The following is a 14,279-nucleotide window of genomic DNA, read 5'->3' on the forward strand; positions in this document are numbered from 1 at the left end:
GCGCGGAGCCCACCAGCAGTCGTCGCCGAGCAGCTTCATCACCGACGGCACCAGGAACATCCGGACCCCCGTCGCCGTCGGCCGGTCAGACGCAGGCGATGCGGGTCCCGCCGAACAACGAACCGGCCGGCGGGTCTCCGGTCAGGCGGCCGGAGGCCGACGACTCGGATCCGGCCACCGAGAAGCTGAACGCCCGCGGAGAGGGCGACCCCGGCGACAACGGCGGCAACTCGCGGCCGCGCCGCCGCGGCGGCGGTGGTCTGTCCGCGCAGGATCTGCTGCGCCGCGAAGGCCGTTTGTAGAACCTCGACCCTCAGGCCGACTGCTCGTCTGCGCTGTCCGGTTCGGCCTGGACGATGCCCCCGTCGTCGCCCTCCTCGGTCTGCTTCTCGGCCTCGGCGGATGGATCCGGCGCGAGCAGTACCTGTATCGCGTTGTTGAGGAACGCGACCGTCGGAACCGCGAGCAGAGCGCCGACGATCCCCGCGAGCACACCGCCGGTCGAAATGGCCAGCACCACCGCCAGCGGATGAATCGACACCGCGCGGCCCATCACCAGCGGCTGCAGCAAATGGGCTTCGAGTTGGTTGACCGCGATCAGCAAACCCAGGGTGATCAGCGCGTAGACGATGCCCTTGGCCAGCAGCGCGACCACCACGGCCAGCAGACCCGAGACCAACGCACCGATCAGCGGGATGAACGCGCCCAGGAAGACGATCGACGCCAGCGGCAGTGCCAGCGGGATGCCCATGATCGCCAACCCGGTGCCAACACCGGCCGCGTCCGTCAGCGCCACCAGGAAGGTGGCCCGCACGTAGCCGATCAACGACCCATATCCGGCGCGGCCGGCGGCCATTACCCGCTCGCGGACGTCGGTCGGGAAGATCTTGACCACGTACTGCCAGATGTTGCGGCCGCCGTAGAGGAAGAAAATCAGCGTGAACAGCACCAACACCGCCGCGGTGACCAGCTCGGTGACCGTGGCGGCGGTGGACAGGGCGCCGCTGGTCAGCTTGGACTGGTTGTTGTGCAGCGCCTGGATCGCGGCGTTTCCCGCGTTGTCGATCTGCTCGCCGCGCAGATGCGCGGGCCCTTCGATCAGCCACCTGCGGGTGGAGTCGATGCTGTGCTCCACCTGCTTGGTCAGGTCGGGCAACCCGTAGATGAACTGGATGATGACGAACGACAGGATGCCGCCCAGGATCGCGAAGCCGCCCAGCAGGACCAGCGCCACCGCGCCACCGCGCGGCAGGCCCCGCCGGTCCAGCCAGTCGACCGCCGGCACCAGCAATGCGCTGATCATCAACGCCAGCAACACCGGGACGACGATGATTTCGAGCCTTTTCACGACCCACAGCAGGGCGACCACCGCGGCCAGGATGACGAGCAAGCGCCAAGACCAGGCCGCGGCCCTGCGGACAAGCGGTTCGACCGCGGCGTCGTCGGGGTTTGCCGGCATTTGGCCAGCCTATCCGCCGGGGGCCGCCGCCAAACGCCTCCGCACGCGTCCGCGGGTCGGGCCACCGACCACCCGGGCGGCACGATCCGGTTACGACGACGACACGGTCGGAGCTTCGCCCCAATTCCGGCGCCACCTGCACGGTTACCCTGATGCACGTGTCGCCGGACGCACCCGCCCACAAACTCAACCCACGGCTGGGGGTACCACCCGCCCGCGGGGGAGACACGCCGCGCGGGAAGTACTGGTGGCTGCGCTGGGTGGTGCTGTCGGTCGTCGCGGTCGTGCTGGCCGTCGAGATCGCCCTGGGATGGGACCAGCTGGCCAAAGCCTGGGCGAGCGTCTACGAGGCCAACTGGTGGTGGCTGCTGGCCGCGGTGGCAGCGGCCGCCGCGTCGATGCACAGCTTCGCCCAGATCCAGCGGACGCTGCTGAAATCCGCTGGCGTGCACGTCAAACAATTGCGGTCGGAGGCCGCGTTCTACGCCGCCAACTCGCTGAGCACCACGCTGCCCGGCGGGCCGGTGCTGTCGGCCACCTTCCTGTTCCGTCAGCAGCGGCTCTGGGGCGCCTCGACGGTGGTGGCGTCCTGGCAGCTGGTGATGTCGGGCGTGCTGCAGGCCGTGGGGCTGGCGCTGCTCGGCCTTGGCGGCGCGTTCCTGCTGGGCGCGAAGAACAACCCGTTCTCGCTGCTGTTCACGCTCGGCGGCTTCGTCGCGTTGCTGCTGCTCGCCCAGGCGGTGGCGTCGCGGCCGGAACTGATCGACGGCATCGGCAGCCGGGTCTTGTCGTGGGTCAACTCGATTCGGGGGCGGCCGGCCGACTCCGGTCTGGAGAAGTGGCGCGCGACGCTCATGCAGCTCGAATCGGTGAGCCTGGGCCGGCGCGACTTGGGGGTGGCGTTCGGCTGGTCATTGTTCAACTGGATCGCCGACGTCGCCTGCCTCGGCTTCGCCGCGTACGCGGCCGGCGACCACGCATCGGTGGCGGGCCTGACCGTCGCCTACGCGGCGGCCCGCGCGGTCGGCACCATCCCGCTGATGCCGGGCGGGCTGCTGGTCGTCGAGGCGGTGCTGGTCCCCGGCCTGGTCTCCAGCGGCATGTCGCTGCCCAGTGCCATCTCGGCGATGCTGATCTACCGGTTGATCAGCTGGTTGCTCATCGCCGCGGTCGGCTGGGTGGTGTTCTTCTTCATGTTCCGCACCGAGAACGTCGCCGATTCGGACGACGACGAACCGATCACCGGTCCGCTGCCCGTCGTGCGGCACCAGGGCGATCTCGCCGCCGACCCGACGGAGACGGCCCTGCAGGGGCCGCTGCCGCCGCCCGATCGAGATCCGGAAAGCGGTCCTTAGCCGACGTTGTTCGCCCGCGGCGGGACGCCCACCGGCCCGCTCGGGGTGCCTACCGTGACGCCCGGCAGCAGGGCGCCGCCCGGCGCCGGCGGGACCGGTCCGGTCGCGGCGGGTGACCCGCCCGTCGCACCCTGGGCCTGCTGCATCAGGCCCAGCGCCTGCGGGAGCGTGATCGGCAGCTTGCACTGCGTCGAGACGTTCGTCAGCGGCTGCGCGATGGACGTCATATCAAGAGCGACCTTGGGGTTGGCCTGGAGGTAGGACTTCATCGAGTCCAGCGACTGCGGGCCGGCCTGCTGCTGCAGCATCGTCGTCATCGCCTGGTTCGTCTCGGGATGCGCGTCCAGGTAGTCGCCCATCGACTTGGAGACCGAACCGATCGTCCGCGCGACTTCACTGGCCGCGCACGGGTCGTTGGCACCGGTGGCCGGCGGCCCCGCCAGAACCGCGGCCGCGGCGCACGGCGCGGCGGTGGCGAGCACCACGGTGACGATCCTGCGGCGTCCGGTCGAGGTCGCTGTCCTCATGGATAACTCCTTTGCGTTTGCGAGATCTCGCGAGTTCTGACGCGTCGCAAACCGCTGCGATTGAGGGGCCGATTTCGCCGCGAAGTTCCCCGACCCCCGCGCGGCATGCGACATCCTGCCATCCCCGGTACCGGGGCTGCCAGTGGATGTGACCGATATCCCGGTTGATCACCGATTCACAACGGCTTCGCAGCGTCTTGGCAACTTCGGTGTCTGCGCAGCTCAGGAACCACATAAGCGGCAATACTCCACAGCCTCCTGCGGTATTCTCGCCCTCACGCATTACGCGAGAAGACCGGGGAGACCGAAATCCAGCAGTTCATGATGCGCCTAAGCCGCAGCCTGCGCAGGCACCGCTGGTTGGTCTTCACAGGCTGGTTGCTGGCGTTGGTGCCGGCGGTCTATCTGGCGCTGACGCAGTCGGGAAATCTCACCGGCGGCGGTTTCGAGGTGGCCGGCTCCCAGTCGCTGGCGGTCCACGATCAGCTCGAGGAGCAGTATCACGAGCAGGGCGCGTCGTCCCTGGCCCTGGTCGCCGCCCCCCGCCCGGACGCCAGCTACCAAGACATCAACGACGCGGTGGCGCAACTGCGGCAGATCGCCGGTGAGTTCCCCGGCGTGACGGAGGTGCCCAACCCCACCCAGCGGCCACCGCAACCCGACCGGCCTTATGTGCTGTCGCTGCGGCTGGATTCCCGCAATTCCGGCACCAGCGACATCGCCAAGCAGCTACGCCAAAAGGTGGGCATCAACGGCGACCAGTCCGGCCAGACCGCGAACGGCCGGGTCCGGCTTTACGTCATCGGGCAGGGCGCGCTGTCCGCCGCGGCGGCGGCAAACACCAAACACGACATCGCCAAGGCCGAACAGTGGAACCTGCCGATCATTCTGATCGTCTTGCTCGCGGTGTTCGGTTCGCTTGCGGCAGCGGCGATTCCGCTGGCCCTGGGCGTCTGCACGGTCGTCGTCACAATGGGCCTGGTCTACCTGTTGTCGGCCTACACCACGATGTCGGTGTTCGTGACGTCGACTGTGTCCATGTTCGGCATCGCGCTTGCCGTCGACTACTCGCTGTTCATTTTGATGCGCTTCCGCGAGGAGCTGCGTACCGGCCGACAGCCGCGCGAAGCCGTCGACGCCGCGATGGCCACCTCCGGGCTGGCGGTCGTGCTGTCCGGGATGACGGTGATCGCCTCACTCACCGGCATCTACCTGATCAACACCCCGGCGCTGAAGTCGATGGCCAGCGGGGCGATCATGGCCGTCGCGGTGGCGATGCTGACGTCGGCGACCCTGACGCCGGCGGTGCTGGCGACCTTCGGCCGGGCGGCCGCCAAGCGCTCGGCCCTGCTGCACTGGTCGCGGCGGCCGGAGAGCACGCAATCGCGGTTCTGGAACCGCTGGGTCGGCTGGGTCATGCGCCGGCCTTGGATCTCGGCGCTGGCGGCCTCGACCGTCCTGCTGGTCATGGCGGCGCCGGCGACATCGATGGTGCTGGGCAACAGCCTGCTGCGCCAATTCGACTACTCGCACGAGATTCGCGCCGGGGTCGGCGCGGCGTCCGAAGCGCTCGGACCCGGCGCGCTCGGCCCGGTTCAGGTGCTGGTCACATTTCCCGACGGCAGCGCCTCCGCGCCCGAGCACGGCCAGGCGATCGCGGCGATCCGGCAACGAATGGCCCAGGCGCCCAAGGTCATATCGGTGGCGCCACCGCAATTCGCCGACGACAACAACAGCGCGTTGCTGTCCGCGGTGTTGTCGGTCGATCCCGAGGACATGAGCGCGCGGCACACCGTCGACTGGATGCGCGCGCAGCTGCCCAAGGAGCAGGGGGCGGCGCGGGTGGACGTCGGTGGTCCGACCGCGCTGATCAAAGATTTCGATGACCGCGTCTCAGCCACCGAGCCCCTGGTGCTGCTCTTTGTCGCGCTCATCGCGTTCGTGATGCTGCTCGTCTCGATCCACTCGGTGTTCTTGGCGCTCAAGGGCGTGCTGATGACGCTGCTGTCCGTCGCCGCCGCCTACGGCAGCCTGGTGATGGTGTTCCAGTGGGGCTGGCTGTCCGATCTCGGGTTCAGCCACATCAGCTCGATCGACAGCACCGTCCCCCCGCTGGTGCTGGCGATGACCTTCGGGTTGTCGATGGACTACGAGATCTTCCTGCTCACCCGCATCCGGGAACGCTTCCTGCGCACCGGCAATACCCGCGACGCGGTGGCATACGGCGTGAGCACCAGCGCGCGCACGATCACCAGCGCCGCCCTGATCATGATCGCGGTGTTCATCGGCTTCGCGTTCGCCGGCATGCCGCTGGTGGCCGAGATCGGTGTGGCGTGCGCCGTCGCGATCGCGGTGGACGCCACCATCGTCCGGCTGGTCCTGGTGCCCGCGCTGATGGCGATGTTCGCCCAGTGGAACTGGTGGCTGCCCCGCTGGCTGTCCCGCGTCCTGCCGTCGGTGGACTTCGACAGGCCGCTGCCCGAGGTCGACCTGAGTGACATCGTGGTCATCCCCGACGACATCTCGGCGCTGACCGCGCCCAGTGCGGACCTGCGGATGGTCCTCAAGTCGTCGGCAAAACTGAAGCACTTGGCGCCCGACGCGATCTGCGTGGCCGATCCGCTGGCCTTCACCGGGTGCGGGCGCAACGGCAAGGCGACGGAACCCGGTCCCCAACAGGACAGCCGCGGCCGGGGCCCCGGACAGATCCCCCACCAGGTCGACATCTGCGACGAGGCCGAGGGGATGGCCCCGGCCAATTCGAAGAACGGCACCAACGGCAATACCAACGGTCCCCTGGGGACCAAGAAGCTGGTCGGCGGCCTGGCGTCACGCAACGGCATCGCCCGGGCGATCGCCGGGGGCGACCGGCCGGTCCATCCGGTCACCCTGTGGCGGGGACGGCTTTCGGTCGCCATCGACGCGCTGGAGACCGACCTCGACGCCGACGCGGGCGAGGCACCGAGGTACGCACGACGCAGCCCGGTGGAGACCACCAACGTGCAACTGCCCACCGGGGACCGGTTGCTGGTCCCCACCGGCGCGGAGGCGCTGCGCCTCAAGGGCTACCTGATCATGTGCCGTAACAGCAGCCGCGACTACGCCGAATTTGCTGACATGGTGGACACATTGGAACCCGAAACCGCCGCGCTGGTCCTGGCCGGAATCGACAGGTATTACTGTTGTCAACCACCGAGGCAGCAATGGATTGCCACCCAGTTGGTCCGTCGGCTCGCAGATCCGCATCCGTCCGATTTCGATGAGCAGTGGTCTGAACCAGACGCCAAGGCGGACTGGGAAGAGGTCAGGCAGCGCTGTCTGTCGGTGGCCGTCGCGATGCTGGAGGAGGCGAGGTGACGTTGGCAGCCGACCGACGCCCCACGCCGCCATCTGAGCGGCCGGCCCCTGAACAGCGCAAGCCCGGGGGTGATTCCGAGCAGCCGGTGGAGTTCTGGCCGACCTCGGCCATCCGCTCGGCGCTGCAGGGTGGGGACATCGACACCTGGAAGCGCATCGCCGGCGCGCTCAAGCGCGACCCGTATGGGCGCACGGCCCGTCAGGTCGAGGAAGTCCTCGAGGGCACCCGCCCGTATGGCATCTCCAAGGCGCTGTGGGAGGTCCTCGAGCGCGCCCGCGCCCACCTCGAGGCCAATGAACGCACCGAGGTGGCCCGCCATGTGCGTCTGCTGATCGACCGGTCGGGACTGGCGGAACAGGAATTCGCTTCCCGCATCGGGGTGGAGCCCGAGGATCTGGCCGCCTATCTCGACGGCAGCGTGTCCCCGTCGGCCTCGCTGATGATCCGGATCCGTCGTTTGTCGGACCGTTTCGTCAAGGTGAAATCGCCCCGATCCGCCGAAGCCAACTGATCAGCGGGCGTTGACCGGCACCACGTCGGACACCAGCCAATTGCCGTCGCGCTTGATCAGCGCCACCCGCAGTGCGGGCGCCGCTCGGCTGGGCGGCTGGCCGGGCGTGTTCTGGGTGACCCGGAGGATCACCGCCACACTGGCCGCCGTCGGGCCGATGGCCTCGACTCCGGCCGCCAGCGTCGAGGCCTGTGCGGTGACGTTGTGCTGGGCCAGATCGGCGCTGGTCTTTTTGTATTGCTCCTTGAATGCCCCGGCCTGCTCGGGCACCATCATCGCCGCGGCCCGGTCGATGGAACTCGTCGGGGCGCTCGGGGTGAACGACGCCATCGCCTCCGCCATCCCCGTGGCGACCTGCACCACCTGCCGCGAGTCCTTCTTGAACTCGCGATCCGATGTGGTCCAGTGCGTGTATCCGGTCAGCACGGCCGCCGTCAGCGCGGCCGCGCACAACAACACGACGGCCAGCCGCAGCCCGGGGGCGTCGTCGTCGGTGCCGACGCTCACCGAATCGCGGCGCAGCAGCCAGAAGTTGACGCCGACGCCCTCGGCGATCAGCACCAACAGCACCGAGCAGGCCGACACCCACCACAGCGGCCAGCCCAGGATGACCCCGATCATCAGCAGCGCGCCAATCGCGACCAGCGGGGCCACGATGTCGAAAGCCAAGAGCCGCCAAAGATTTCTCACCGGATCGACTCCAGCCCGGAGATCAGCAGCTTGCCGTCCACGTCGGAGACCTCGAGCCGCAAATTCCAGTGCACCGTCTGGGGTTTGGCGCCGACGTTCTCGCTGACCGATGTGGCGGCCAGCATCACCGAGTCGGCGCGGCTGGCGAACGGCGGCAACTTGGTGGGGACCACCGGCTTGGGGGCACCGGGCTGGGGATCCAGGTCGTGGCGCACCGTTTCGATCGCAACGGCTTCGATCCGGCCGCTGCTTTGCGACTGCAGCTTTTCCACCACCTGCCGGTAGGGCTGCATCGCCGCGTCGAAGTCAGTGTTGAGTTCACCGACCGTGCCGTCGTGCAGCTTCTGCAGGCTGGTGTCGATGTTCTTCGTGTTCATGTTGATCAGCACGCCGGTCCAGTCCGCGGCCGTCTGCATGACGCGGCTCAGGTAGCTGCGTTCGCCCACCTCGTCACGGTGTGCGTTCCAGATGAGCGCGCCGAGCACCACCGCGGCCACCGACAGCAGGCCGATCACGGTCGACGCGATGCCGTACGGAGAAAACATCCCGTCCGCCGCGGCTTCCTCGACGGGATCGTCGTCGTCGGGTGCTTCGGTCTCCTCGGCGTCGGACATGGGCCGATCGTTGCACCCGAAAAGAGATGGAAGGATGGCGGGGTGACAGTAGAGGCCATCCGCTCGGGCATCGACCTGAGCTACGTCGACGAGAATGCCCGCCCCCAGGACGATCTGTTCGGCCACGTCAACGGCCGCTGGCTGGCCGAACACGACATACCCGCCGACCGCGCGACCGACGGCGCTTTCCGTCTGCTCTTCGACCAGGCCGAGGAGCAGGTGCGCGATCTGATCGTCGAAGCCAGCCGAAGCGGCGCGCCGGTGGGCACTGATGCACAACGCATCGGCGACCTCTACGCCAGCTTCCTCGACGAGGCAGCCGTCGAACGGCGGGGAACCGAGCCACTACTCGACGAGCTGGCCACCATCGACGACGCCGCCGACGCAGCGGCGTTGGCGGCCACCCTCGGCGCCCTGCAACGCACCGGGGTCGGTGGCGGCGTCGGGCTGTATGTGGATACCGATGCGAAGGACTCGACGCGATACCTGGTGCACGTCAACCAATCCGGCCTCGGATTGCCCGACGAGTCCTACTACCGCGACCAGCAGCACGCCGCGGTGCTGGCCGCCTACCCGGGGCACATCGCGCGGATGTTCGGGCTGGTTTACGGCGGTGACGCGGCCGACCACGCCGAGACCGCGGCCCGGATCGTGGCGCTGGAGACCAAACTTGCCGCCGCGCACTGGGATGTCGTCAAGCGTCGCGACGCCGACCTCACCTACAACCTGCGCACCTTCGCCGAGCTGCGGACCGAAGGCCCCGGCTTCGACTGGGCCGGCTGGGTGACCGCGCTGGGCGGCGCGCCGGAGGCGTTCGCGGAACTTGTTGTGCGCCAACCCGATTACCTCACCGCATTCGCCGCGCTCTGGCACGGCGAAGATCTCGACGACTGGAAGCGCTGGGCGCGGTGGCGGTTGATCCGCGCCCGCGCGGCCTGGCTGACCGACGCCATCGTCGCCGCGGACTTCGACTTCTACGGCCGCCTGCTGACCGGTGCCGAACAGATCCGGGACCGCTGGAAGCGGGCGGTGTCGCTGGTCGAGGGCCTGATGGGCGATGCGGTCGGAAAGCTTTACGTGCAACGGCATTTCCCACCGGACGCGAAGGCGCGCATCGACGAGCTGGTGAAAAACCTGCAAGAGGCCTACCGCATCAGCATCAGCGAGCTGGACTGGATGACGCCGCAGACCCGGCAACGCGCGCTGGCCAAGCTGGACAAGTTCACCGCCAAGGTCGGCAACCCCACGAAGTGGCGCGACTACTCCAAGCTGGTGATCGACCGCGACGACCTCTACGGCAACTACCAGCGGGGCTACGCCGTCAACCATGACCGCGAGCTGGCGAAGCTGGGCGGGCCGGTGGACCGCGACGAATGGTTCATGACGCCGCAGACCGTCAACGCCTACTACAACCCGGGTATGAACGAAATCGTCTTTCCCGCAGCGATTTTGCAGCCGCCATTCTTCGACGCCCGGGCCGACGATGCCGCCAACTACGGCGGGATCGGCGCGGTGATCGGGCACGAGATCGGCCACGGTTTCGACGACCAGGGCGCCAAGTACGACGGCGACGGCAATCTCCTCGACTGGTGGACCGACGACGACCGCGCCGAGTTCGGCGCCCGCACCAAGGCGCTCATCGAGCAATACGAGGCGTACACGCCGAGGGGTCTCGACGGCGCCCACCACGTGAATGGCGCGTTCACCGTCGGCGAGAACATCGGCGACCTTGGTGGGCTGTCGATCGCACTGCTGGCTTACCAGTTGTCGCTGAATGGCCGGCCCGCGCCGGTCATCGACGGCCTGACCGGCGTGCAGCGGGTGTTCTACGGCTGGGCGCAGGTGTGGCGGACCAAATCCCGTGAGGCCGAAGCGATTCGGCGCCTAGCGGTGGACCCGCACTCCCCGCCGGAGTTCCGGTGCAACGGCGTCATCCGCAACGTGGACGCGTTCTACGACGCCTTCGACGTGGCCGAGGACGACGCGTTGTTCCTGGAACCGCAGCGCCGGGTCAGGATCTGGAACTGACCCCCGCCAGCGCCTCGATCCTGGCGGGCACGTGCTTGTGCCACGGCGTGCCGGCGTAGCTGTCGCGCCACCGTGTGGAGGTCAGCATGTTGGGCGCGACGCCGGGAACGACCGTGTGCCCGTCGTCGTCGATGTAGTCGAGTCCGAAACCATTGGGCAGAGCCGCATGCCCGGGCAGCATGGTCTCGGCGATTTCGATGGTCGCCTCCGCGTTTCCGGCGGCCGTACTGACCCGGGCCCGGCCGCCGTCGACCAGCCCCAGGGCCTGGGCGTCCTCCACGCTGACCCGCAGCGCCCCGTCGGCGTCGCGTTTGCGCCAGGACGGGTCGCGGAAGATGTCGTTGGCGGTGTAGGCGCGCCGCTCGCCCACCGAGAGCACGATGGGAAACTCCGGCGTGGTCAGCCGCGGCGGTGCCGCGGTCAATGCCGCCAAATCGGCCAGCAATTCGGGGATTTCCAAAGCGATCTTGTGATCGGCGTGGCCGATCAGCTCGAAGTCGTCCTCGTAGTTATGGGCGGTGAACGTGACGCCCGACGGGCTGTCCATGATGGCGTCGAACAGCGCGTTGCCGTCGGCATGGCCGGCGCGCCGCACCGCGTCGGGATAGGTCATCGCGGTCTTCTGGGCCAGCCCCCACAAGGCGGCCGCACCGGCCAGGCCCTCCGGCAGTGTCGGTCCGAGCGTTTCGTAGAGCACATACGGGAGTAACTTCGCGACGGTCGGGTTGGTGGCCATCGCGCCGAGGAACGCCTCGGTGTAGGCGTCGCGGCCGCGCTGCGCGGCCTCGCGCAGGGGGCGCAGGTCCGCCTCGTCGACGACGCCGAGCGCCCGCACCAGCCGCGCCCAGATCTCGGGTTCGGGCAGGGTGCCCGGCAACGGCTCGAGCAACGGCCGGCGCAACTGAAAGCCGTTGTGCGGGAACTCGAAATTGAAGAATGTGGCCTCGGGCTTTTCGAACTGAGAGGCCGCGGGGAGCACGTAGTGGGCCAGCCTGGCGGTCTCGGTCATCGCGACGTCGACGACCACCATCAGCTCCAGGCTCTGGAACGCCTCGCGGCACGCGGCCGAGTCGGCCAGCGAGTGGGCGGGGTTTCCGCTTTCGACGATCATCGCCCGGAACCGGTCCGGGTGGTCGGTCAAAATCTCTTCGGGCACCGCATTCGCCGGGATCAGTCCGGCGATGATGGGTGCGCCGGTGACGGGAGTGCGGCCGGAGACCGTGCTGAACAGGGGTGCGAACGACGAATGCAGGTGCTGGCCACCCTTTTTCGCGAAATTGCCGGTGAGAATCCATAGCATCTTGTTCAGATACGAGCACAGCGTGCTGTTGGGCCCCTGCTGGATGCCGAGGTCCTCGAACACCGCGACGCTGTCCGCGGCCGCGATGCGGCGCGCGGCCGCCCGGAGCAGCTCTTCGTCCACCCCGCAGCGCTGCGCGTAGTCGGCGACCGGTACTTCGCGCAGCGCGTCCCGCACGGCGTCTACCCCATGAACGTGCTCAGCGAGAAACGCTTCGTCGCAAAGGTTTTCCTGGACCAGGATGCCGGCCAGGGCCGCCAGACACCACGCGTCGGTGCCGGGCCGCACCCGCAGGTGGAAGTCGGACATCTTCGCGGTGTCGGTGAGCACGGGATCGATCACGATCATCGACCGGTTCGGGTCCTTGGCGATCTCGTTGAGCACGACCCGGGCCCGGGGAAAGCTCTGCGACATCCAGGGGTTCTTGCCGACGAACACCGACACCTCGGCGTGCTCGAACTCGCCTCGCGTGTGACCGCCGTACAGCTGCGCGTCTACCCATGCTTCACCGGTCTTCTCCTGCGCCAACGCATTTGACCGATAGCGTGACCCCAGCGCCTTCAGGAACGCCCCGCTGTAGGCCCCGCCCAGGTGGTTGCCCTGCCCGCCGCCGCCGTAATAGAAGATCTTGTCGCCGCCATAAGTGTCGCGGATGTGCTTGAAACGCTCGGCGATCTCGACAATCGCGGTGTCCCAGTCGATCTCCTCGAAGGTTCCGTCGGCGCGGCGGCGCATCGGAGAGGTCAGGCGAGCGCGGTTGTTCTGGTAATGATCCAGCCGCAGCGCCTTGTTGCAGGTGTAGCCCTGCGACCCGGGATGCTCCTTGTCGCCGCGGATGCGCGCCAGTTTGCGGTCCTCGACCTGCACGACGATGCCGCAGTTGCATTCGCACAGAATGCATGCGGTGGGCTGCCAATCGGTGGTCGTCATTGCGAATTCCTTTCGGAGAGCTCGACTTCGAGCAGCCGGTGTAACTGGCGGTGCACGGCATCAAGGGGTGTCAGGTCGCGCCGCACCCGGGCCAGCACGATCGCGCCCTCGAGCGCGGCCGTCGCGGTCATCGCCAGGTCGCGGGCGCGGTCCGGCGCGATGCCGTCGCTGATGAAGCGCGCCGCGATCAGGTCGTTCCAGCGGTCGAACACCGCGGCCGCGCGCTCGACCACCGGCGCCATGCGGTCGCGGTCCTGCTCGTCACCGGCTTCGACCGAGACGGCGACGATCGGGCAACCGGCGCGGAAATCGGTGTCGAGCAGCTGGCGTCGATACGTGTCGATCAGCGTGTCCAACAATTCGCTGCTGCTGTCCGGCTGGCTGATGAGGGCTTCGACATGCTCGCCGGCGAGATCGACCGCCTCGCAGAGCAGTTGCGTCCGCCCGCCCGGGAAGTAGTGATAGGCCGAGCCGCGGGGCGCCCCGCTGTGTTCGAGGACGTCGGAGATCGCGGTGGCGTGCGCGCCGCGTTCCCTGATCAACAGCGCGGCGGAGACAACCATCCGCTCGCGGGGGCTTCGCATATGTATGATGCTATACATAACCGCCGGGCAAACGGAAGCCCCGCGCGCTGGGGGCACTTCCCCAGAGGGGGACCGCTCGGTCCAGCCCCGCTAAGCCGTCAGTTCATCCAGTCGGCGGAGCCGTCGTTCTTTTTGTAGTCGCCGCCGCTCGAGTTCTTCACGATGATCGGGTCACCGGCGCCGAAGTTGTCGAAGAACCACCTCGCGTTGGCGGGGCTGATGTTGATGCAGCCGTGGCTGACGTCGCGCTTGCCCTGGTCGTCCACCGACCACGGGGCGCTGTGCACGAAGTCGCCGACGTTGTCGAACCGGACGGCGAGTTCGACGGTCACCTTGTAGCCGTACGTCGAGTTAACGGGGACCCCGTAGGTCGAGGAATCCATCACCACCGAGGGCATCTTCTCCTGCACGTAGTACGTGCCGTTGGGAGTTTGGTGGTTGCCGGACGTCATGCCCATCGACATCGGGATGGTCTTCTCCACGGTGCCGTTGCGGGTCACGGTCAGCTGGTGCGTGGCGTCGTCGGCCGTGGCGATCAGCGTGTCGCCGGTGTGGAAGCTCGACACCGTGCCGCCCGCGTCGACGGTCACCGCGGTGTGTGCGGGCCAGAAGCTCAGCGGGCGCCACCGTAGCTGCGTGGGCGTCATCCAGTAGAACTTGCCGGGGACCGGTGGGACGGACGACACGTGGACGGCGTTGATGGCCGCGCCGGCGTCGTCGACCCGGCCCGGGAAGTTGATGATGATCGGCTGACCGACCCCCACCGTCGAGCCACCGGCGGGCAGGATCTTCGGGGGCCCGAACGGCGCGGTGCCGGTGAAGGGCGTCGGGTCCTGCCCGGCGGCCGCGGCCGCCGGTTGTGCGACAGGCGGCGGAGCCAGGGGGTTGGGCGGCGGCGGGGGCGCGAGCGGATCGCCGGGCGG

11 protein-coding genes and 1 pseudogene are annotated in these 14,279 nt (G+C 68.3%); 5 read left to right on the forward strand and 7 right to left on the reverse strand.

The genetic code is table 11. The features are described from left to right. Positions 1-302, forward strand: a pseudogene (locus tag A5745_RS07590) (hypothetical protein); the annotation flags it as partial. Positions 303-313: 11 nt separating this feature from the next. Here the strand turns inward: A5745_RS07590 and A5745_RS07595 are convergent. After that, on the reverse strand, positions 314-1,459 hold the full coding sequence (locus A5745_RS07595) for an AI-2E family transporter (protein WP_076058175.1): 1,146 nt from the start codon (positions 1,457-1,459) through the stop codon (positions 314-316). 158 nt (positions 1,460-1,617) lie between these two features. Between A5745_RS07595 and A5745_RS07600 the strand changes: the two genes are divergently transcribed. Then, complete coding sequence (locus tag A5745_RS07600; RefSeq protein ID WP_076115641.1) at positions 1,618-2,814, forward strand: YbhN family protein; 1,197 nt, start codon at positions 1,618-1,620, stop codon at positions 2,812-2,814. Here the strand turns inward: A5745_RS07600 and A5745_RS07605 are convergent. Further along, positions 2,811-3,341: a hemophore gene (locus tag A5745_RS07605; RefSeq protein ID WP_076115637.1), complete on the reverse strand. Its 531-nt coding sequence runs from the start codon at positions 3,339-3,341 to the stop codon at positions 2,811-2,813. The genes A5745_RS07600 and A5745_RS07605 overlap by 4 nt on opposite strands. Positions 3,342-3,662: 321 nt before the next feature. Here A5745_RS07605 and A5745_RS07610 point away from each other — a divergent pair, with 321 nt between their 5' ends. Continuing rightward, on the forward strand, positions 3,663-6,698 hold the full coding sequence (locus A5745_RS07610) for an MMPL family transporter (RefSeq protein WP_076115638.1): 3,036 nt from the start codon (positions 3,663-3,665) through the stop codon (positions 6,696-6,698). Next, on the forward strand, positions 6,695-7,210 hold the full coding sequence (locus A5745_RS07615; RefSeq protein ID WP_076058170.1) for a transcriptional regulator: 516 nt from the start codon (positions 6,695-6,697) through the stop codon (positions 7,208-7,210). Before A5745_RS07610 ends, A5745_RS07615 begins: the two co-directional genes overlap by 4 nt. Here A5745_RS07615 and A5745_RS07620 read toward each other — a convergent pair whose 3' ends face one another. Together A5745_RS07620 and A5745_RS07625 are read right to left on the reverse strand one after the other, a co-directional pair. Beyond that, the gene (locus A5745_RS07620; protein ID WP_076058168.1) at positions 7,211-7,900 is read right to left on the reverse strand and encodes a hypothetical protein; all 690 of its coding nucleotides are present in this window, start codon (positions 7,898-7,900) and stop codon (positions 7,211-7,213) included. After that, entirely contained in the window at positions 7,897-8,514 is a 618-nt protein-coding gene (locus tag A5745_RS07625; RefSeq protein ID WP_076058166.1) for a hypothetical protein, read from the reverse strand. The genes A5745_RS07620 and A5745_RS07625 overlap by 4 nt, the downstream gene beginning before the upstream one ends. A 42-nt stretch (positions 8,515-8,556) precedes the next feature. Between A5745_RS07625 and A5745_RS07630 the strand changes: the two genes are divergently transcribed. After that, on the forward strand, positions 8,557-10,542 hold the full coding sequence (locus tag A5745_RS07630) for a M13 family metallopeptidase (protein ID WP_076115639.1): 1,986 nt from the start codon (positions 8,557-8,559) through the stop codon (positions 10,540-10,542). Here A5745_RS07630 and A5745_RS07635 read toward each other — a convergent pair. The 3 genes from A5745_RS07635 to A5745_RS07645 form a co-directional block, all read right to left on the reverse strand. After that, positions 10,526-12,772, reverse strand: a complete 2,247-nt coding sequence (locus tag A5745_RS07635; RefSeq protein ID WP_076115640.1) for a molybdopterin-dependent oxidoreductase — start codon at positions 12,770-12,772, stop codon at positions 10,526-10,528. The genes A5745_RS07630 and A5745_RS07635 overlap by 17 nt on opposite strands. Next, on the reverse strand, positions 12,769-13,356 hold the full coding sequence (locus tag A5745_RS07640; RefSeq protein WP_076058161.1) for a TetR/AcrR family transcriptional regulator: 588 nt from the start codon (positions 13,354-13,356) through the stop codon (positions 12,769-12,771). The genes A5745_RS07635 and A5745_RS07640 overlap by 4 nt, the downstream gene beginning before the upstream one ends. Before the next feature lie 98 nt (positions 13,357-13,454). Next, the coding region (locus A5745_RS07645; protein WP_139329491.1) for an Ig-like domain-containing protein at positions 13,455-14,279 on the reverse strand (825 nt) is incomplete at its 5' end.

It is taken from the genome of Mycobacterium sp. IS-2888 (assembly GCF_001954215.1).
Lineage (GTDB): Bacteria > Actinomycetota > Actinomycetes > Mycobacteriales > Mycobacteriaceae > Mycobacterium.

Bases quoted from the DNA above. Each gene is read 5' to 3' on its own strand.
- A5745_RS07635 (WP_076115640.1), bottom strand. From the start codon at position 12,772: ATGACGACCACCGATTGGCAGCCCACCGCATGCATTCTGTGCGAATGC.
- A5745_RS07595 (WP_076058175.1), bottom strand. From the start codon at position 1,459: ATGCCGGCAAACCCCGACGACGCCGCGGTCGAACCGCTTGTCCGCAGG.
- A5745_RS07640 (WP_076058161.1), bottom strand. From the start codon at position 13,356: ATGCGAAGCCCCCGCGAGCGGATGGTTGTCTCCGCCGCGCTGTTGATC.
- A5745_RS07610 (WP_076115638.1), top strand. From the start codon at position 3,663: ATGATGCGCCTAAGCCGCAGCCTGCGCAGGCACCGCTGGTTGGTCTTC.
- A5745_RS07625 (WP_076058166.1), bottom strand. From the start codon at position 8,514: ATGTCCGACGCCGAGGAGACCGAAGCACCCGACGACGACGATCCCGTC.
- A5745_RS07605 (WP_076115637.1), bottom strand. From the start codon at position 3,341: ATGAGGACAGCGACCTCGACCGGACGCCGCAGGATCGTCACCGTGGTG.